This is a genomic window from Carnobacterium sp. (assembly GCF_040274945.1).
GTDB lineage: Bacteria > Bacillota > Bacilli > Lactobacillales > Carnobacteriaceae > Carnobacterium_B.
Genome location: NZ_JBEMAR010000002.1, coordinates 19266 through 37843, shown reverse-complemented (window position 1 = coordinate 37843; position 18578 = coordinate 19266). Strand labels below are relative to the sequence as shown.

General features: G+C 35.1%; 21 protein-coding genes and 1 tRNA gene. 13 read left to right on the top strand and 9 right to left on the bottom strand.

The genetic code is table 11. The features are described 5' to 3' along the window. Positions 1-78: 78 nt before the first annotated feature. The 3 genes from ABS916_RS02605 to ABS916_RS02595 all read left to right on the top strand — a co-directional run bounded on the left by ABS916_RS02605 (position 79) and on the right by ABS916_RS02595 (position 2698). A complete protein-coding gene (locus ABS916_RS02605; RefSeq protein WP_350450425.1) occupies positions 79-225 on the top strand; it encodes a hypothetical protein in 147 nt (48 codons plus the stop codon). A gap of 4 nt (positions 226-229) precedes the next feature. Further along, positions 230-1231, top strand: a complete 1002-nt coding sequence (locus tag ABS916_RS02600; RefSeq protein ID WP_350450424.1) for a Gfo/Idh/MocA family protein — start codon at positions 230-232, stop codon at positions 1229-1231. Between the two features lie 159 nt (positions 1232-1390). Continuing rightward, positions 1391-2698 (top strand): DEAD/DEAH box helicase, encoded by a 1308-nt coding sequence (locus ABS916_RS02595; RefSeq protein ID WP_350450423.1) that lies wholly within the window; start codon positions 1391-1393, stop codon positions 2696-2698. 89 nt (positions 2699-2787) lie between these two features. Here ABS916_RS02595 and ABS916_RS02590 read toward each other — a convergent pair whose 3' ends face one another. Then, positions 2788-3381, bottom strand: a complete 594-nt coding sequence (locus tag ABS916_RS02590; protein ID WP_350450422.1) for a hypothetical protein — start codon at positions 3379-3381, stop codon at positions 2788-2790. Positions 3382-3682: 301 nt separating this feature from the next. Between ABS916_RS02590 and ABS916_RS02585 the strand changes: the two genes are divergently transcribed. Further along, complete coding sequence (locus tag ABS916_RS02585) at positions 3683-3844, top strand: hypothetical protein (RefSeq protein WP_350450421.1); 162 nt, start codon at positions 3683-3685, stop codon at positions 3842-3844. A 34-nt stretch (positions 3845-3878) separates the two neighbouring features. After that, positions 3879-4349 (top strand): SRPBCC family protein, encoded by a 471-nt coding sequence (locus ABS916_RS02580; RefSeq protein WP_350450420.1) that lies wholly within the window; start codon positions 3879-3881, stop codon positions 4347-4349. A 291-nt stretch (positions 4350-4640) separates the two neighbouring features. Here ABS916_RS02580 and ABS916_RS02575 read toward each other — a convergent pair whose 3' ends face one another. Further along, complete coding sequence (locus ABS916_RS02575) at positions 4641-4847, bottom strand: hypothetical protein (RefSeq protein ID WP_350450419.1); 207 nt, start codon at positions 4845-4847, stop codon at positions 4641-4643. A gap of 226 nt (positions 4848-5073) precedes the next feature. Between ABS916_RS02575 and ABS916_RS02570 the strand changes: the two genes are divergently transcribed. Genes ABS916_RS02570 through ABS916_RS02555 form a run of 4 tightly spaced genes read left to right on the top strand, consistent with a single transcriptional unit; the run spans position 5074 to position 8246 of the window. Next, positions 5074-5454, top strand: a complete 381-nt coding sequence (locus tag ABS916_RS02570; RefSeq protein WP_350450418.1) for a GntR family transcriptional regulator — start codon at positions 5074-5076, stop codon at positions 5452-5454. After that, complete coding sequence (locus ABS916_RS02565) at positions 5451-6140, top strand: ABC transporter ATP-binding protein (RefSeq protein ID WP_350450417.1); 690 nt, start codon at positions 5451-5453, stop codon at positions 6138-6140. The genes ABS916_RS02570 and ABS916_RS02565 overlap by 4 nt, the downstream gene beginning before the upstream one ends. Beyond that, positions 6137-6970 (top strand): hypothetical protein, encoded by an 834-nt coding sequence (locus ABS916_RS02560; protein ID WP_350450416.1) that lies wholly within the window; start codon positions 6137-6139, stop codon positions 6968-6970. The genes ABS916_RS02565 and ABS916_RS02560 overlap by 4 nt, the downstream gene beginning before the upstream one ends. 16 nt (positions 6971-6986) lie before the next feature. Beyond that, a complete protein-coding gene (locus ABS916_RS02555) occupies positions 6987-8246 on the top strand; it encodes a hypothetical protein (protein WP_350450415.1) in 1260 nt (419 codons plus the stop codon). Between the two features lie 125 nt (positions 8247-8371). Here ABS916_RS02555 and ABS916_RS02550 read toward each other — a convergent pair. Together ABS916_RS02550 and ABS916_RS02545 are read right to left on the bottom strand one after the other, a co-directional pair. Next, positions 8372-8445, bottom strand: a tRNA-Arg gene (locus ABS916_RS02550). A gap of 77 nt (positions 8446-8522) precedes the next feature. Continuing rightward, on the bottom strand, positions 8523-9137 hold the full coding sequence (locus tag ABS916_RS02545) for a TetR/AcrR family transcriptional regulator (RefSeq protein WP_350450414.1): 615 nt from the start codon (positions 9135-9137) through the stop codon (positions 8523-8525). Positions 9138-9481: 344 nt separating this feature from the next. On the opposite strand from ABS916_RS02545, the gene ABS916_RS02540 reads away from it, so the two are divergent. Further along, entirely contained in the window at positions 9482-10369 is an 888-nt protein-coding gene (locus tag ABS916_RS02540) for a hypothetical protein (protein ID WP_350450413.1), read from the top strand. Between the two features lie 80 nt (positions 10370-10449). Here ABS916_RS02540 and ABS916_RS02535 read toward each other — a convergent pair whose 3' ends face one another. After that, positions 10450-11688 (bottom strand): aminopeptidase, encoded by a 1239-nt coding sequence (locus tag ABS916_RS02535; RefSeq protein WP_350450412.1) that lies wholly within the window; start codon positions 11686-11688, stop codon positions 10450-10452. Positions 11689-12232: 544 nt separating this feature from the next. Here ABS916_RS02535 and ABS916_RS02530 point away from each other — a divergent pair. Beyond that, the gene (locus tag ABS916_RS02530) at positions 12233-12790 is read left to right on the top strand and encodes a TetR/AcrR family transcriptional regulator (RefSeq protein WP_350450411.1); all 558 of its coding nucleotides are present in this window, start codon (positions 12233-12235) and stop codon (positions 12788-12790) included. Positions 12791-12824: 34 nt separating this feature from the next. Here ABS916_RS02530 and ABS916_RS02525 read toward each other — a convergent pair whose 3' ends face one another. The 4 genes from ABS916_RS02525 to ABS916_RS02510 form a co-directional block, all read right to left on the bottom strand. Continuing rightward, on the bottom strand, positions 12825-13280 hold the full coding sequence (locus ABS916_RS02525; RefSeq protein ID WP_350450410.1) for a flavodoxin: 456 nt from the start codon (positions 13278-13280) through the stop codon (positions 12825-12827). A gap of 106 nt (positions 13281-13386) precedes the next feature. Further along, positions 13387-14475, bottom strand: a complete 1089-nt coding sequence (locus ABS916_RS02520) for a glycosyltransferase (RefSeq protein WP_350450409.1) — start codon at positions 14473-14475, stop codon at positions 13387-13389. A gap of 81 nt (positions 14476-14556) precedes the next feature. Continuing rightward, complete coding sequence (locus ABS916_RS02515; RefSeq protein ID WP_350450408.1) at positions 14557-15297, bottom strand: WecB/TagA/CpsF family glycosyltransferase; 741 nt, start codon at positions 15295-15297, stop codon at positions 14557-14559. 110 nt (positions 15298-15407) lie between these two features. Further along, positions 15408-16316, bottom strand: coding sequence for an RluA family pseudouridine synthase (locus ABS916_RS02510; protein WP_350450407.1), 909 nt, complete (start codon positions 16314-16316; stop codon positions 15408-15410). Between the two features lie 272 nt (positions 16317-16588). Here ABS916_RS02510 and map point away from each other — a divergent pair, with 272 nt between their 5' ends. Together map and ABS916_RS02500 are read left to right on the top strand one after the other, a co-directional pair. Next, entirely contained in the window at positions 16589-17344 is a 756-nt protein-coding gene (gene map / locus ABS916_RS02505; RefSeq protein ID WP_350450406.1) for a type I methionyl aminopeptidase, read from the top strand. A gap of 124 nt (positions 17345-17468) precedes the next feature. Beyond that, the gene (locus ABS916_RS02500; RefSeq protein WP_350450405.1) at positions 17469-18509 is read left to right on the top strand and encodes an acyltransferase; all 1041 of its coding nucleotides are present in this window, start codon (positions 17469-17471) and stop codon (positions 18507-18509) included. Positions 18510-18578: the final 69 nt, after the last annotated feature.

Genomic DNA, 18578 nt, shown 5'->3' with positions numbered 1-18578 from the left:
AAGAATCATTTAACTAAACCAGTGAACAAAAAGGCTTTACTAAGCATTTTTGTTCACTGGTTTTTTACAGAGGAAAAAATGACATTAACGAATATTGGAGTAGAAAGAAGAAGAAATCAATTGGTTAAATGCTTATTCTCATTTCAATTAAGTGGAAGAATATGGTATGATAAAATAAAAAAACGCTTGCACTTAACGTGTGAACGATTTATTAAGTGGGGTTGATAGGATGTTAAATTTAGGAATTATTGGAACAAATTGGATCACGAATCAATTTGTAGATGCAGCAATCGCAACGCAAGAGTATCAATTAGTCGGTGTGTATTCAAGATCGCTTGAAAAAGCCAAAGCTTTTGGCGAACCTTACCATGCAACTGTTTTTGAAACAAGTTTAGAAGCCTTCGCTACAAATTCAGATATTGATGTTGTGTATGTTGCCTCACCAAATAGCATGCACTATGAACAAGCTGTTACCCTAATGAAAGCCGGTAAACATGTTATTGTTGAAAAACCTATTTTCTCTAATCCACGCGAATGGACTGCGGCAATTAAAGTAGCTGAAGAAAATAATGTCTTTATTTTTGAAGCAGCTCGTCATGTTCACGAAGAAAACTTCAAAATTGTAAAAGAAGAAGTGAAATCGATTGAAAACCTACAAGGCGCAACTTTTGCTTATATGAAATATTCGTCTCGTTATGATGCTGTTTTAAATGGCGAAGAACCTAATATTTTCTCACTGAACTTTTCTGGTGGAGCTTTAGCTGATTTAGGAATTTATCCATTATATGCCGCTATCTCATGGTTTGGTGTGCCAGAAAGCAGCCATTATTTCTGTACAAAAATTGCTACAGGAGTCGATGGAAAAGGGACCATCATCTTACGCTACAAAGGGTTTGATGTAACCATATTAGCCGGTAAAATTGTTAATTCTTATTTGCCAGCTGAGATTTATGGATTAAATAAAACATTATCGATGGACAGTATCGAATCAATCACAACTATTGAAGTGATTGATCGTAAAACTAAATTGAAAGAAAGCATTGCTCAAAAAACATCTGAGAATCCAATGATGGATGAAGCTAAAGACTTTGCAGATGTGATCAATTTCCCAGATGACGTTACTAAACAAAAAGAATACAAAGAATGGTTGAATCTAAGCCAAGAAGTGAATCAAGTGATGACAGATTTACGTAAGGATGCCGGTATCGTTTTTGCGGCAGACGAAAAATAAAATAAAGTTAACTAAAAGGAAGCCCGAATCATTTATTCGAGTTCCCTTTTTAATTTGACGGAATAAAAAAATAACAGTAGAAAAGTTAGCTGAAACGGCATAATTTTGATATGATAGAGCTTGACAGCAACAGGTACGCAAAGAAACGAGGACTAAATGATGATAGAGAACAGTTTACCCGCATTTAAACAGCATTGGGAAGCATTAGCATATAAAGAACCTTCTGCTATTCAAGAAAAAGTTTATGAACCCCTAAAAACAGGAAAAGACGTGGTGGGTATCTCACCTACAGGAACTGGTAAAACAGTAGCCTATACACTTCCAACTTTAGAAAAAGTTGAACCAAAAGCGGGTGTCCAAGTAGTTATTTTGACACCTTCACAAGAACTATCGATTCAAGTGGGAGAAGTAGTCCAAGAGTGGGCAAGCCAACTAGGCTTAAACAGTCAGACCATTATTGGTGGAGCCAATTTAAATCGTCAGTTGGATAAATTGAAAGAAAAACCAGAAATTATTGTCGGTACTCCCGGTCGGATTTTTGAAATTTCTGAAACAAAAAAATTAAAATTGCATACAGTACAAACGGTTATTTTGGATGAAGCGGATCAATTATTGCAGCAAGAGCAATTGGCAACGGTAAGAAAATTAGTCAATAAAATGCCTGGGCAACGTCAAATGGGCTTCTTTTCAGCTACCAGCAATGAACTAATGCAAGATTTGGCAAAATGGTTTAATGTAGAACCGGAATGGATTGATGCAACAAAAGATGATCAGTCCAAAGGTAAAGTCCTTCATGCGTATATTGAAACGCCTACACGTAAACGGGTAGAGACGCTTAGAAGATTGACACATATGAAAGACTTTAGAGGGTTAGTTTTTGTAAATAATGTTGCCAACTTAACATTGGCTTTTGAGAAATTGAACTACGAAGGCATATCTGTAGCTGTTTTACACGGAGAAAAATACAAAACAGAGCGCAAACAAGCGTTGCAACAATTTCGTGATGGCAAAATCAAATTATTGTTAACGACGGATGTAGGTTCTAGAGGATTAGATATTCAAGACTTACCATACGTGATTCAGTATGATGTTCCACAAACGAAAGAAAGTTACATTCACCGTTCAGGTCGTACAGCACGAATGGGGAAGACCGGAACTGTTTTGACCTTGGTCAATGAACGTGAATTAAGAGAATTCAAAAAATTGATTTCTTCATTGGAAATCAAATTGAGCCAAGTCTATTTGTATGGTGGAGAAATTGTGGAAGAGCGCCCATTGACTGAAGAACAGCCAGAAACATCTGAAACAGTAAAAGCACCTGTTAAAGTGAAAAGGATTATTAAACCAACCGTTGAGGTAACTAAAAAAGAAATCATCGAACCAGTTAAGAAAAAGAAAAAACACCGCAAAAAAGTGGATAAAAATAAGGGTGCTCGCAGAAAAACAAAAAACAAAGAAGTCGAATAAAGCAAAAAAGCCTAGAAAAATACAGGAATGTATTTTTCTAGGCTTTTTTCAATGGATACTTTAAAAAGCAAGCTGAAACTTAACTTATTCTATAAACTATCACTAGGTATTTTCCAACCGGCATCTAGAAATTCTTGGGAAGTAACGGGGTAAAAAATAACTGATCCGTTAGCTGATTTTAAAACAAACAGACCGTCTTTTTCTACAAGTTCTAGTGTCAATAAGTAGGTTTCGTCTATGCCTTCTAGAATGGAATCAGGAGTATATAGTTCTAATGTTAGCATAAATCCCTCAATTGTATAACCAAGAATATCACTGCCACCTAAAGTTGTTCCCCATTCACCTGGAATAAAGGAATCATTCGTTATTGCAACAGTATATTTACCGATATCGGATTGAAAAGGAACGGATTCTTTTGAATCAAAAGTAGCCCAATACCCTTTGAAATCGTCAAATGTAATCACACCGTCATCTTCTTTTAGAGTGATTGATTCGAGTGGTGTGGCTACCGCAGGACTAGATTTGGAAGCAGCTTGGGCCTCTTTTTTCGGAGCAGAAGCACTATCCGCACTGTTACTATCTGTTGTACCACAGCCAGTAATAATCGATCCAGCAAAAAAAAGAGCAAGGATAAGAATAGAATATGCCCACATGGAATAATGGCCTGCCTTTAACTGGTTCATCAAACTCCCTCATTTCCAATTTAGTCAAACTCATTAGCATTAGTGTAACAAGATATAGTAAAGAAACAAAGGAATATGCTAATAGACAGTCTAACGAGGAAAAGGCATGTAACAAGAGTAGGTAAGCTTTTATTCGTATGATAGCACATCCTAAAATAAAGTGGAAGCGTTATTTATGCTTTAGTACTCAAGATAAGGGTAAAAAGTTGACACATGTTTTCATTTTGGTGAAAATAGGTATGTGAAGAAGATTCGGCTGTTGACTGAAGGACTGAATACAAAAGAGTGAGGATGAGGGAGCATGCTGAAGAACGGATTATTTATGATGACAATTGGATTTGTTGCCGTTATATTAGGACTCACAGGTCTAGATGAGCATCGCATATTCATTCTAGGAATTGGCATAATGTTGATTGTTTTAGGTTTTGTTTTATACAATAAAGGGGAAAAGAAAGAAGACTAACTGTTCAAAAGAAAAACCTAATGGAGGTAACGAAATGTTAGCAGAAATACAACGAGTGAATGATGAGACAGTTGCAGAGTTCCACCGTGATTTTCCATATCCTATACAGGAAGTATGGAAAATGTTAACGGATAATGACCACTTAGTAGAATGGTTTAGTGAACTTAAGATTCAAGAATTAGCTGAAGGTGGAAAATTGTTATTTGATATGGGTGATGGTTCCTTTGAAGAAATGACAATAACTGAAGTTAAGGTTCCGACAGTATGGGAATTTACGTGGGATGAAAATTTGATCCGGTTTAACTTAAGTGAAAATCCAGAAGGAACTCATTTAGTGTTGAAAGAATACATGAAAGAAGTAACCGAACATACAGCTCGAGACATCGCAGGGTGGCATGTTTGCTTGGATGTGATTGGTCTATTATTAGCCAATGAACCAATTGAAGATCGGCAAGAAGAATGGAATAAGGTCTATCCTCAATATAAGGAACAACTAACTAAATAAAATTATGAAGCCAATGAAATTGATTATCATTTCACTGGTTTCTTTTTGAGTGAAAGAACAGGAAACTACTTAACTTATTTAAGCTTGCGGTGTTCTACTTACCATTCTCCAGGGATTAATGCTAGCAAATGTCTTGTAAAGGTGTTCTACTCATCAATCTCCCCGAATGAATGCTAGCAAATATCTTCTAGAGGCGCTCTACTCACTATTCTTCCCGAATGAATGCTAGCAAATGTCTTGTAAAGGTGCGCTACTAGCCATTCTTCCCGAATTAAAGCTAGTAAATGTCTTCTAGACGGCTCCTATCCGCCATTTCAAACAAATGATTACTAACAAATATGAACTAGACAGTTTTTCTATAGCAGTTTGTTTAATATAGAAAACTTTTCGGTTACGAAAAGTATCCAATTGAATCACTATAGGCTGTTTTTTCAAAAAAGCAATAATCAAGTGTTCAGGAATAACAAGTACGGACTGTTTTTCTTTAGATGTATTCACTTAACTCACTATAATTTGAAAAGTTAATTCTAATCCACTTTGTCATTTTTATATCCATATATAGTTGTAAAATCGAATACGTCAAAAAAGTGATTGACAAGAAAAGTGTGTGAAGGATATAATACAGTCAAAGATGTATTAACTGCTTCATACACGTTTTTTTTATCTAATGTGTATTAGCCGATTAATACAGTCGCAAGAAAATGAAATCAAAATGGAGGCTGCTATGAACGTTAATTTTAATAAACGAGATCCGCTTTATGAACAAGTCGTTCGTCATTTTAAAGAAGAAATTGCAGCAGGAAAATTACTGCCTGGTCAAGAAATGCCGTCTAGACGGGAACTAGCAAGTCAATTGAAAATCAATCCGAACACAGCTCAGCGAGCGTATAAGGAAATGGAGGAACAAGGCTTGATTTATACAGAAAGCAATTCACCAAGTAAAGTTTCAGAAAATCAAAGTGTTTTGGGAGCCGTTCAAGATGAATTGTTGGGAGAAGCCGTTTCTTCTTTTGTGTCTGCGATTCGTCCGATTCAAGTACCGCTAGATAAAGTCATAGGGTTAATCAAAGAAAAATACGTTGATGAATCAGGAGGAGTAAAATGATTGAAGTAAAAGGGATCACAAAAAAATTTGGCCGAAAAAAAGTCTTGAAGGGAATTACGTTTACAGCTAATAAAGGCGAGATTACGTGTATAATCGGCATTAATGGCGTGGGTAAAACGACTATTTTAAATGGAATTATGAACTTAACTCCGATGAATAGTGGTGAGATCCTCATTGACGGTGAGAAGATAAATAAAAAAAGTTATGAAAAAATCACATTTATACCCGATGCAATGACGATGCTGCCTGGATTTAGAATTGAACAAGCCATGCAATTCATGCAAGATTTTTATCAATCATGGAATCAAGGGCGTGCTGACGAATTACTAGGCTTTTTCAAATTAACAAAAGAGGATAAAATATCTACACTTTCTAAAGGAAATACGGCAAAAGTGAGCTTGATGTTAGGTTTGGCTTTAGATGTTGATTATTTATTAATGGATGAACCTTTTTCTGGAATTGATATTTTTAGCCGCGAACAGATTGCCAATGTGTTTACAAGTCACTTGATTGAAGATCGTGGAGTTATCATAACGACACACGAAATTAATGATATTGAGCATTTGATTGATAAAGTTGTGTTAATTGATGAAGGTATGGTATTGAGAGAATTTAATGCAGAACAAGTCCGAGAAGAAGAAGGAAAGTCTGTTGTTGATGTTATGAGAGAGGTGTTTCAGCAATGAAAAACTATTTGAAATTAGTAAATTTTGAATTTAACCGTTGTGTAAAACTGTATTTTTCTTTAATTGGGTTGACTATTGTGTCACAGCTTATTGCAGTTTTTGTAGAGTCAAGAAATTACATAAATCAAATGAATGAAGCGGTCTATCAAAATAAGATACCAAAAGCTCAGTTTTTAAGTGAAACAGGTGAAATGAGTATGTTTTGGGTAGCAAATAGTAGTTGGTTTCTATTACCTATTATTATCAGCGTCACAGCTGTGTTGTTCTATAGTTTCTATATCTGGTACGTTGAGTGGATGGGCAAAAATACGTTTATTTATCGATTATTGATGTTGCCAACGACTCGTATAACTGTTTTTTGGTCTAAGTTAACAACAATAGCTTTGATGATTTTTGGATTGGTTTCCATTCAACTCATTTTATTGCTTGTTGAAAGTCAATTATTAAAGTTATTAGTTTCAAGTGATATTCGACTGGATCTATCTCTTCAACAAATAAGTGAAGCAACCTATTATTTATCTCTTTTTATACCACAATCTTTTCTTTCTTTTATCGTTTATTATGGTACTGGATTTGTGTTCCTCTTCTTAGGATTCACAACTATACTGTTTGAAAGAAGTTTCCGTTTTAAAGGGATAATAATGGGAATAGGGTTTAGTATTGTTTTATTTCTTGTGTTTTTATCACCTATTATTGTTGATACGGTATTAGGTTCTAATTGGTTTTACCCAGTTGAACTGCTGATTGCAGAAGTTATTGCAGGACTACTTGTAATTGCATTAAGCAGCTGGATGAGTCATTACTTATTGAATAAAAAAATAACGGTCTAAAGAGGAGGCGAAGAATATGAAACGTTATGGAAAATTAGTCATCATAGTAGGGTTAGCGATTCTTTCAATTGGCATTTATTATATTCAACCTATTTTTACAGCAGAGAAAAGACCAGAATTTACAGTCTCAGCAAAAAGTGGCGATAAAACATTAATAGAGAATATGTCCCTAGAAGGGTATTACTATGAAAATAATTTTTACGGAATGGGAACAGAAGTAGAAATTGCGAAAGAGGGTACAACTTATTACTATCCAACTCAGCCTTATCTGAATCAGCTACAAGATAGTGTAAGCGGCAATGAAAAAATGATTCAGTTGCAAAAAGATTACCGAAGCTTTATGCGTGGAAAAGAACCTTATTTAGTCAACTATTTTGAAGATGATTCTATATTAGCCTATGCAGAGATAACGTTGGATTCTTTATCTGCTGTCACTGAAGATTCGGAATTTCTCATTGAAGTATTGGATAAAAAGACTAATGACGTGCTTTCTTTTTCAGTAGATTTCCCCAAAGCAACGGACTATGCTTCTGTGTATGTTGAAGACGTTCAAGTTGCCAATAATAAATTAATGGTGGTAACAAATGGTTACTCAATAAATAGCGAAAATGGGCAAGATGAACAGCATTTGTATTCAATCGATTTACCAAATGAAAAAATTGAAAAAGATGAAAAAATTCAATTAGATCTAATAGATGCAAAAGGCAAACAAATTCAATATGTTGAATTAATGAATACAGGAAATGACATCTATTCTTCAAAAACTTTGGTTTATCGTGTAACGCTTGATGTTCCACAGGCAGAAATGGAAGTATATGATGAAAATGAAATGATAACTCAATCTGTATTTGGTTTAATTGGTGTAAACATAGAAACAGGAGAACAGTTTTTAATAGATGTTTCAGATGAATTAGGTAATCCAGCTTTAGGAAATAGGATAGCCATGGAAAATTCGACTTTGTATTTTTATAAAATGAATGACACAACATTATCTATTTACTCTTATTCCTTAGAGCAAAAAGAACTAGTAGAGGTTGAATCGGTTGAATTATCGGCTGAACAATTAAAAGCATTAAAAACGGAAGTCGCTGTGCAAGTGAATGATGGAATTATTTTCTTTGTAGAAAGTTCCAAGGTAAAAGATAAAGCTATGCAAATTATGGCAATTGACACTAATTCTGGGGAGCTTGTTTTTGAAGGAGCAATCGAGGGGGAAGTTAATCAATCAGCTAAAAGAGATGAATTATATCTAAGTAAAGTTTTATTTCAACAGTAGGGTAGTAGAAGACAGTAAAAAAAGAAGAACGACATTCTTTCCATGTTTAAAATGGAAGGAATGTTATTCTTCTTTTTTATTACTTTTATTCTTTTGCCAACATTTTAGACTGCACCAATGTATGATGATCCTAGAGAGATTTGAACTCCCGACCTAACGTTTAGGAAACGTTTGCTCTATCCACCTGAGCTATAGGACCGTGTGAACACAGGCTCTATTTTCTCACAGTTTAAAATAAATGTCTAGGTTTAAATAAAAGTATAAATTTATTTCAATCTAGTCATTTTCAATTACAAGATCGGATAGTGGCAATTTAAAAACACTACGGTCTAAAACAAAAATATCCGTCAATTGTTGTGCTATCTCAATAGTAGAAGAAGCGTAGTTCATTTCATCCCATTCAACTAAGTAACCATAAATTCCATTAGCAATATAGGCGCCAAGAAGATTTTGTGATTTTAGAGAATATTGAGCAGTTAGGAAAAAATTATTGATCAAAAATTGTTTTAAAACAGCAGAAAAATGCAATTGGAAGTTTAAAAAACCGACAGAGTGAATGGCTAAATGAAAAAAATTACGGCGTTCAGAGATAAAAATAAAGAGGGCATCTGATAAAGGTTCGGTTTTTAATTTAGAATAACAAATACCTTGATAGTTATCATTCAACATGATCGTTAGATGCTCTAAAAAGTGATCTTGTATTTCTGTTAAAATATCTTCTTTATATGCATAGTGCTTGTAAAATGTCCCTCTATTAACACCAGCTTTATTGACAATTTCAGTAATCGAAATTGTTTTAAAATCGCGTTCATTTAATAAGGTAATGAACGTTTCAGATATAGCCTTTTTACTACGCATAATGCGAATATCGACAACTTCTTTTTGTGACATAAAATTTCCTCCTGAAATTAGGGTAATACTTAGTTATCTACGCATGAAAATTGATTTTTAAATAGTAGTATATACAAGTATTAGTATACAGTAAAACAAGTTAGAAAAGACAAATCAGTAGAATTAATAAGTGAACAATTGGTGACATATCAGCAATTTGTCACCAATTGTTCAAAAATATCCTAATGAAAATAGCGACATAGTGCCTAAACAAGAATTTAAACGATTCAAAAGAAGACGTTTGTTAAACGGATAAAAAAAAGTACATAAAAATAAAAAAACATATGCTATAATAAGTTCGACTAAACAAATCGTTTATTATTTTGAGGAGTGAGAAGTTAAAGATGGGTATAAGGGATCTAGTAAAAAAATGGATTGGAAATCACAATAGTGAAGTAGGTTCAACAGATGTTGCAGTTTTAGAAAGAATTGAAAACGTTTTTTTAACTACTGAAGAAGAAGTGAGTCAACCAATAAACTATGAAGTTTACTACAACATGATCGAACAAAAAGTCGAATTGACCAGTACCGTTTTATCGTCTCAATATGATGGAGCATTAGCTAGTGATGTCGTAAAAGTAGAAATAGATGGGATTCCAGTTTTTATTGAACGGAATGAGTTGGAATTTAAAGCTCATCAACTGCCATTAATGCGTTATGTAGGGGAAAAAATTCAGTTTCAACTAATCAACATAAATGAGAAAGAAGGTTGGATGCTAGGATCAGCAAAAAAAATAAAAGAAAAAGAATTTGATTTACTACATAAAGAATTAAAAGAGGGGAAAATATTCGAAGCTGAATTAACCAAGAACTTGCGTTATGGAGCTTACTTTTTAATTGGAAATACCTCTGTTCAAATGCTGAATAAAGATTTCGCTGAAGACCATACTACGATTAGCGATATCTTAACTATAGGGGATACAATCAAAGTACGGTTTAATCGAATTACTGAAAATAAAAACTTGAGAGTAGAACCTATTGTAAAATATAAAAGTGAAGCTTCCGTTTCTTTGGAGGATATGGAAGCCAATCAAGTTGTGCTAGGAACTGTGAGAAGTATTAAAAAATGGGGTATCTTTGTAAGGATTGCACCGAATTTAGATGCACTGTGCTCTATTCCAATGCATATAGAAATAAGAGAAGGCGATATAGTTTCTTTCAGAATCACACAAGTCTTAAAAGAAGATAAACGGGTAAGAGGAAAAATTGTTCGTTTGGTAAAAAAAGAGTAACTAATAGAGCAGTATAGATACACAAAAACGACTAGGCAATTGCCTAGTCGTTTTTGTGTATCTATAGGTTAACTAATACATTAAGCCCAGTCGCCATTACGGAAAACGGGAACAGTGCTACCATCTTTGCGAATACCATCGACATCCATTTTGTCAGAACCAATCATGAAGTCAACATGAATCGTTGAACGATTCAAGCCGGCAGCTTTTAATTCTTCTTCTGACATTTCTGTCCCACCAATCAAACTAAAGGCGTAAGCAGAGCCTAAAGCCAAATGGTTTGAGGCATTTTCATCGAATAAAGTATTGAAAAATACGATACCGGATTGAGAAATAGGAGAAGGATCAGGAACTAAAGCTACTTCACCTAAGCGTGCAGAACCTTCGTCTGTCGCAACTAAATTTTTCAAAACCTCTTCGCCTTGTTCAGCAGTAACATTTACCACTTTACCGTCTTTAAAGGTAAACTCCATGTTTAAGATTGTATTACCAGCATAGCTTAATGGCTTAGTGCTGCGAACTACGCCGTCAACGCGATTAGCGTCAGGAGCAGTGAAGACTTCTTCAGTTGGCATATTTGCCATGAAACGTTCGCCACGAACGTTATCACTACCGGCACCTTCCCAGCGATGACCTTCAGGTAAACCAACCGTTAAATCAGTACCAGGAGCGGTGTAGTGCAAGGCAACAAATTGTTCTTTGTTTAATTCATCAGCTTTTTCATTTAATGTGATATCCTTTTTAGCCCAAGATGCAACAGGATCAGCGTCATAAAGACTAACTGCTTTAAAGATAGCGTCCCATAATGCATCCACTTGTTCTTCTTCAGTTGGTAGATCAGGGAAGACTTTAGCTGCCCATTTAGCACCAGCAGCTGCAGCAACTGTCCAACTCACTTTATTGGCTTGAGTTGCTTTGCGTTGTTCACTTAATGCTTTTCCAGCTGCAGATTGATAAGCAGCGATTTTATCACTATCTACACCAGATAATGCATCTGGATCTGAAGAACGAACGCTGATACGACTAGCTCCCTTAGCAATTTGATCTAATGATTCATCAATTTTATATTGTGGAATAGCAGTTAAACGATCTTGAGGCGTTCCGATAAACTGTTCGCGGTTCACGATATCATCTGCCCATTTCACAATAACTTCTGTAGCGCCTAAAGCATAAGCTTCTTTTGTAATTAAACGAGCCAAGGGTGCTTGGTCTACATCGATTTGCAAGACGACCGTGTGCCCTTCTGTTACATTTATACCCGATTTAACGAGCAAATGAGCATATTTTTGTAAATTTTCTTCAAAGTTTGGCAATACCATATTTTTTCCTCCTAAGATACGAAATGAGGTTGGAACAAAAGGAACTAAAAGCAATCAAATATTCTTCTAGTTAGTCCGGTTTCAAACTCTTACTAGATAATAATAGCATACGAAAGAAAGAGAAACAATTTCACGAAAAAATTTTTTGGAATGGAAACCAAAAAATAGTTTGACAATAGATAACAGTCGTGTCTCAATCCGTTTTTTTAAGTAAAGAAATAACTAGACCAATTTGATAGACCAAACGTATACTGCACAAGTGTTTGTTTTTGCAGTACAAAAGAGTTCTCTTTTAATCACAATAGTGATAGAATAAATTAAGGGTTATTGGAGAAAGAATCCGAACAAAACAGGTACAGTATTGTTTTTTAAACACAAATCTTAAAATAATGCTGTTTTTCACTGAACTCAATTTCTAGATGACGTTGGTCAGTTAGTTGTAAAAGAGAAGTCAAAAACTGTTGGTTGTAGATGACGAAACATTCGGAAATAGTTTATAATGTCTCCTAATTACTGGTAAATGATGCAAAAGAGGTGAACTGAGATGGCTAGAAAAAAAACAATTTTAAAATCACAAATTCTTGAAACAGCCTATCAAGTTGTTAAAACAGAAGGATTCGAAGGTTTTACGGCACGCAACATTGCTAAAAAAATGGATTGCTCAACGCAACCGATCTATTTAGAATTTAAAAACATGGATGATTTAAAACAAGAACTCGTTGTGAAAATTAAAAATTATATCGATGAGAACATTTATACAAATGAGCGCACAGAAGATCCATTGCTCAATATGTGTTTGAACTATGTTTATTTTGCAAAAGAGGAACCTGTTTTTTTCAAAGCACTTTTCTTTGAATCACAATTGGATACGGATCAAATGCATGCCATTTCATTGGATATGATGATGGAAGTCTTTAAACAAAATGAAGGAACAAAAGACTTGTCTAAAGCTGAAAAAATGAAACTATTTAAAAATATTTGGATTACAGTCCATGGCACAGCTGTTTTAATTGCACAAGGCTTCTTGAAGTTCCACGAAAAAGACGTAACCGATTATATCAATCAAGTATTAGTACAACATGTTCCAAATTATAAAGCATAAAAAAACTTCCTCGTCATAATGGCGAGGAAGTTTTTTATGCTAGAGATTCTGTTTTTTCCACTAATGCTTTAGCAAAAGCTTTTAGATTTTCAATATCTTCTTCGTTAGCATCTAAGTCAACTTTGACACTTTCAGCACCTTCTACCGCACCGATAGAAGCTAACTTATCGGAAAAATCGTCTACTGATTGGCAAAATTTGTCATAAAAATGATCTCCCGATCCGAAAGTACCAAAAACTTTTCCTGTTAGATCAACTTCACTCAGTTCTTCATAGAAATCCACGAACTCATCTGGTAAATTCGCATCATTTCCATAAGTGTAGGTACCGATGATGCAGATATCAACATCCAATAAATCTTCCGGTTCAACTTGCATGCATTCTACTGTTTCAACATCCACACCTAAATCTTTTAACGCTTCGTCTACAATATCTGCGCACTCGGCTGTGTTACCCGTTAAACTTGCAAAGACAATCAAAGCTTTGGTCATTTATCTATCATCCTTTTCTACACGTGTGTAATTTCCTTAACAGAGTATACCAAAGGTAAGGTAAGTTCTGCAATAAAAGAAACGACTGCATTTATTAAAGAGCGGATTAATTACGCGTTAATTTTTCGTAAAGAGACACTGTTTCGCTATAAAAACGGTCAAGTGAAAATTGAGTAGAAGCCAATTGATAGAGCCGCTCGCCTTTAGATTTTAATGTGTGATTTTCCCACTCAGCATAGGCCTCATTTAGAGCTGTTGTCAACGACTCAATAGAATCAGGTGGGACACACCAACCATAACTTTCATCTGGTACTAAGAGAGCAACGTCACCGACATCTGTAGCAATAAAAGGCACTTTTTGGTTCGCTGATTCAAGAAGAACCATTGGAAAACCCTCATTGGAAGAGGCTAAGACTGTAAGATCCGAGTTAGCAATGGTATTTTCTACTTGTGGTTTGTTTAAAAAGCCTAAAAAATGAACATTTTCTTGCATACTTAACTGTTGGACTTTTTTTTCAAGAGAGACTTTTAATTCTCCATCCCCAACTAAATTTAACGAAAAATTAGTGAAGTTAGCAGCGTGTAGACTGTCTATTAGTCGTTCATGCCCCTTGATTGGATGCAAGCGAGCAACGCAAGTCAAAGTGAACCTATCATTCGTCATTGGCGTTTTGCTTGTATTCGAATTGAATTGAATCCCATTATAAATAATCGTTAGTTTGTTTTTTTTGATGCCTAGTTTAAGCAAGGGGTCCATTAAACTGTCGGTTACTACAATCAGGTGATCTGCTTTTTTTAAACTAGCTAGATTAAATTTAGTAAATAACGTTCCTTTAATGCCTCTGTTCATAAAATCAAGCGTAGGATCGCTATGTACCGTGATAAGCCACTGTGCAGCAACTTTTTTATGAATCGTAGAAAAAATAAAGTTCGCACGCGCGCCATGGGTATGCACGATGTCAAAAGACCGGTTATTAATAAATTGAGTCAAACGTTTCAAAATAGATAAATCATAGCGGGATTGTTGCTCAAGAACGTGTACAACGATCCCAAGCTTTTTAGCTTCATCCGCAATAATGCCATTTTCTAGAACAAGCAGCTCAGCCGTAGTTGGATCAAATTGAGAAAGCAGGGAAAGAATGTGGTTTTTTCCGCCACCGTCTTCTAAGCCTGCATTGATGTGTAGTATTTTCATAGTTGTCTAACCTCATTTGTATCGATTTTTATTGAAAATTTTGCAAAAAAAACTGAACAGATTTGTTCAGCTTTTTTCGGACTATTTTTTGAAAAATTGTTTCTTTTCATTTCTTACTTCGCGTAAGAAGTGAGGCAAGGCCATCATCCGTTTCAATCGATAGGGTTGTTTAATTAAACGATACAACCACTCCATATTCAATTGAATAAAGAATTTTGGAGCACGTTTTGATTTTCCAGAAAGAACATCAAAGCTGCCACCTACGCCCATTAGTAACCCTTTTGAGGCAGTAGTCATATAGTGCTGGATCCATTGCTCTTGCCTTGGGTAACCCAAGGCAACAAAGACCATGTCTGGTTGCGTTGCTTGAACGGATTTAATAATCGAAGCATCCGAAAAATCAAAGTAGCCATTTCTGGCACCGACTAGATTGATAGCAGGGTAGCGTTCACGCACGGTTTTAACAGTATTTTGTAAAACCTCTTCTTGTGCACCTAACAAGTAAACCCGGTTGCTTTGTTTATTGGCTTCTTCAAGCAATGCCAACATCAAATCATATCCTGCAACACGTTCTACAATTGGGGTTCCTAATATTTTTGAACCTTTTATAATGCCGATTCCGTCAGCAATAACGTAGTCCGCTTCTTTCATTAAAGACATATAAGCAGGATCTTTTTTTGCATACATCACAATTTCTGGATTAGCGGTCACCACAAAAGATTTTTGTTTGTGATTGACCCGATCCATTAACTCTTCGAGGAAAGTTTCTTTTGTTTTATTGTCAAAAGAAACTCCTAATACAGATACTTTTTTATGCTCCATAATCGCCAACCATCCTTAAACCCTTTTACTAATATAGACATTTTAACTATCATACCATTGAACTAGAGGAGAGATAAAGCAAAGCTTTCTTATTTTTTTATTAAATAGAATTATTTTGAGTTCATCAAGAAAACTTTAGGCACTTTTGAATGGAACCGAACCAGTTCTCCACTAGTAGGGTGAATCAAAGCTAATGTAGTGGCATGCAAACCTAATCGTTTTAAAGGATTAGAAGTTGCACCATATTTCTTATCTCCTGCAACGGGGTGACCAAGTGTTTCCATATGAACCCGAATTTGGTTTTTACGTCCCGTTTCCAAACGTGCTTCCAATAATGTGAAGTCATCATTGTTCCGTATTTTTTTGTAGTGGGTAAGGGCTAATTTTCCGCCATTATCATAAGTAGCGGAATGAACTTTCATCGCTTTGCTTTCGGTTAACCACGTTTTAATGGTGCCTTCATCTTCAGAAACGATGCCTTCGACTAAAACAGTATAGATCCGTTCTTTAACGATGTCTTTCCAGTTTTCTTGCATCTCTTGTTTGACCTGTTCTGTTTTTGCAAAAACCATCACACCTGAAGTATCACGGTCTAAGCGATGAACCACATATATGCGGTTGTTGTGATTCTCTTGTTTGACATAGTTGATCAATTGACGGTGTGCTGTTAATTCTTGCGCAAATTTAGCGGCAATGGACAATAAACCGGCCTCTTTATCGATAACGATAATCGCATCATCTTCATAAAGAATCGTCATTCCAACTAAAGCGGTCTCCTTGATTGCTGCTTTATTGGATTGAATCGCGACAACTTGATTAGGAAGCAGTGGGTGATTGTGTTTTTTTATTACTTTTCCATCCACAGTCACTTGGCCTCTAGTTAAAATCGATTTAACTGAATTTCGACTTGTATGACTCATAATGCTTAATAAAAATGGCAGTAATTCCATTGGTTCAGTTACCGTATATAGCTGATTATTGGTATTTTTTTTAGGGGTATAGGTTGTTTTTTTACTCATTAAAAACCACTCGCTCTCATTAATTGTTCTATAGTAAAGTATAACGGAAAACGGGATAAAAATAACCCTAAAGTAAGAATTTTTCAAATAGAAAGCCTTTTAAAGACTAATTCACGCTAAAATTAAGATGTGAAACCATTTATTTATGAGAGAAAAGGCCTATATTTTAATCAACCAGAAGAATGGTTCACAATTTCAAGAAATAAGCTTATAATGAATAGAAGAGTAAAAACAAACTCGTATGAATGACTAAATAGAAAAGAGGAACGAAATTGATTACACTAAAATCACAACGTGAAATTGATGCAATGGATGAATCCGGAACATTACTGGCAAATGCACATATTGCCTTGAGAGAGATTATTAAACCTGGTATTACGAGCTGGGAAATCAATGAATTTATGCACAACTATATTGAAGAGCATGGTGGAATTGCTGAACAAATTGGTTTTGAAGGCTATGAATATGCAACATGTGTCAGCGTTAATGACGAAATTTGTCATGGATTTCCTAATAAAAAAGAAGTATTGAAGAACGGCGACTTGATTAAAGTTGATACGGTTGTTAATTTAAAAGGCGCAATGTCAGATTCTTGCTGGAGCTATATCGTCGGTGAAGGATCTCCTGAAACGGAAAAATTGATGGAAGTAACAAAAAAAGCTCTTTACTTAGGTATTGAGCAAGCACAAGTTGGAAATCGTATTGGCGATATCGGACATGCTATCCAAACGTACGTTGAAGCAGAAGGGTTTTCTGTGGTTCGCGAATTTGTTGGACATGGAATCGGACCCACTATGCATGAAGCACCATCTGTACCACATTATGGGGAAGCCGGAAAAGGTCTGCGCTTAAAAGAAGGTATGGTGATCACGATTGAACCTATGGTCAATACTGGAACATGGAAGTCTAAAATGGATGACAACGGTTGGACTGCCCGCACTAAAGACGGTGGATTAAGTTGTCAGTTTGAACACACATTAGCAATCACAAAAGATGGTCCAAAAATTTTGACTGCACAAAAAGATTAATTATTAGATTTTAGAAAACGAAGTAATCCCCAAATAGAATTGTGGGATTACTTCGTTTTCTTGTTTCTTTTGATGGTATACTAATAGTGAGGAAATAAAACAGTTAAAAGGGGATAAGAAAATAATGAAAGAAAGGGTACTATATGCGGATATTCTTCGTGTAGCAGCTACATTTTTAGTGATTACGATTCACATTGTCTCACGCGATTTTGAATTATACGCCATCGATTCGTACCAGTGGCAAGTATTAAATATTTACGACAGCTTTGCTCGGATGAGTGTGCCAATTTTCTTCATGCTGAGTGGAATCTTTTTTTTAGACCCAAATCGAGCGTTTTCGATTAAAAAACTGTATCAAAAGAATATATTTCGCTTAGTAACAACGTTTATCTTTTGGTCAGCAATGTATGCAGTTTTTTTTACTTGGAATGAGTATCGAACGTTTAATGCAGAAGTGTGGGACGTGATCGTTGAAGCATTTAAAGAAGGGCATTTTCATTTATGGTTTCTTTTTCGGATGATTGAGATTTACGTCATGATTCCTTTTTTAAGAAAAATTGCAGAAGAGAAAAAGATTATTCTCTACCTAATCGCATTTTGCTGGTATATCGGTATTATTTTGCCTTCTTATTATGAATTTCCTGTTAGTTCGACAGTTACCTTTGCTGAAAGAGGCATCAATTTAGACATTACGTTTGGGTATGTTGGTTATTTCTTTGCTGGCTATTACCTGGCTCATTATAACTTGAAAAAGTGGATAAAAACTGCGATTTACCTTCTAGGAGTGGCCGGGTTGATTAGTACGATTGTAGTAACCAGTATAGAGTCGCTAAAAAAAGGGGAACATTATGATCTGCCATATCAGTATTTAACACCAAATGTCTTTTTTATGAGTGCTGCTGTTTTTTTATTAGCGAAAGAAAAATTGCATTCTAAGAGTGTTTCTGTCTTGTTTAGACATATTCTTACAGAATTTTCAACCTACTCATTTGGAATCTATTTAATTCATGTATTGCTGATTTTTCTTGTATGGAAAACGGGAGTAACCACACTGTTTATGACTCCGATTTTATCGGTGCCAATTTTGACTATTATAATTTTTTGTATCAGCTACATTTGTGTAAAAGGTATGTCAAAGGTGCCGCTTATAAAACGATTTATATGATAAGTTTTTTTTATAAAAAGATTTTTTTTGTTTTATTTTATTCAATCAAGTGGGTATAATGAGGTTTGG

What these genes read in the sequence shown, in the direction of transcription:
- ABS916_RS02605 (WP_350450425.1), top strand. Translation starts at nt 79, where the DNA reads ATGACATTAACGAATATTGGAGTAGAAAGAAGAAGAAATCAATTGGTT.
- ABS916_RS02540 (WP_350450413.1), top strand. Translation starts at nt 9,482, where the DNA reads ATGGGTATAAGGGATCTAGTAAAAAAATGGATTGGAAATCACAATAGT.
- ABS916_RS02585 (WP_350450421.1), top strand. Translation starts at nt 3,683, where the DNA reads ATGCTGAAGAACGGATTATTTATGATGACAATTGGATTTGTTGCCGTT.
- ABS916_RS02570 (WP_350450418.1), top strand. Translation starts at nt 5,074, where the DNA reads ATGAACGTTAATTTTAATAAACGAGATCCGCTTTATGAACAAGTCGTT.
- ABS916_RS02590 (WP_350450422.1), bottom strand. Translation starts at nt 3,381, where the DNA reads ATGAACCAGTTAAAGGCAGGCCATTATTCCATGTGGGCATATTCTATT.
- ABS916_RS02555 (WP_350450415.1), top strand. Translation starts at nt 6,987, where the DNA reads ATGAAACGTTATGGAAAATTAGTCATCATAGTAGGGTTAGCGATTCTT.
- ABS916_RS02565 (WP_350450417.1), top strand. Translation starts at nt 5,451, where the DNA reads ATGATTGAAGTAAAAGGGATCACAAAAAAATTTGGCCGAAAAAAAGTC.
- ABS916_RS02525 (WP_350450410.1), bottom strand. Translation starts at nt 13,280, where the DNA reads ATGACCAAAGCTTTGATTGTCTTTGCAAGTTTAACGGGTAACACAGCC.
- ABS916_RS02560 (WP_350450416.1), top strand. Translation starts at nt 6,137, where the DNA reads ATGAAAAACTATTTGAAATTAGTAAATTTTGAATTTAACCGTTGTGTA.
- ABS916_RS02580 (WP_350450420.1), top strand. Translation starts at nt 3,879, where the DNA reads ATGTTAGCAGAAATACAACGAGTGAATGATGAGACAGTTGCAGAGTTC.
- ABS916_RS02515 (WP_350450408.1), bottom strand. Translation starts at nt 15,297, where the DNA reads ATGGAGCATAAAAAAGTATCTGTATTAGGAGTTTCTTTTGACAATAAA.
- ABS916_RS02545 (WP_350450414.1), bottom strand. Translation starts at nt 9,137, where the DNA reads ATGTCACAAAAAGAAGTTGTCGATATTCGCATTATGCGTAGTAAAAAG.
- ABS916_RS02510 (WP_350450407.1), bottom strand. Translation starts at nt 16,316, where the DNA reads ATGAGTAAAAAAACAACCTATACCCCTAAAAAAAATACCAATAATCAG.
- ABS916_RS02535 (WP_350450412.1), bottom strand. Translation starts at nt 11,688, where the DNA reads ATGGTATTGCCAAACTTTGAAGAAAATTTACAAAAATATGCTCATTTG.
- ABS916_RS02520 (WP_350450409.1), bottom strand. Translation starts at nt 14,475, where the DNA reads ATGAAAATACTACACATCAATGCAGGCTTAGAAGACGGTGGCGGAAAA.
- ABS916_RS02500 (WP_350450405.1), top strand. Translation starts at nt 17,469, where the DNA reads ATGAAAGAAAGGGTACTATATGCGGATATTCTTCGTGTAGCAGCTACA.
- ABS916_RS02600 (WP_350450424.1), top strand. Translation starts at nt 230, where the DNA reads ATGTTAAATTTAGGAATTATTGGAACAAATTGGATCACGAATCAATTT.
- ABS916_RS02595 (WP_350450423.1), top strand. Translation starts at nt 1,391, where the DNA reads ATGATAGAGAACAGTTTACCCGCATTTAAACAGCATTGGGAAGCATTA.
- ABS916_RS02530 (WP_350450411.1), top strand. Translation starts at nt 12,233, where the DNA reads ATGGCTAGAAAAAAAACAATTTTAAAATCACAAATTCTTGAAACAGCC.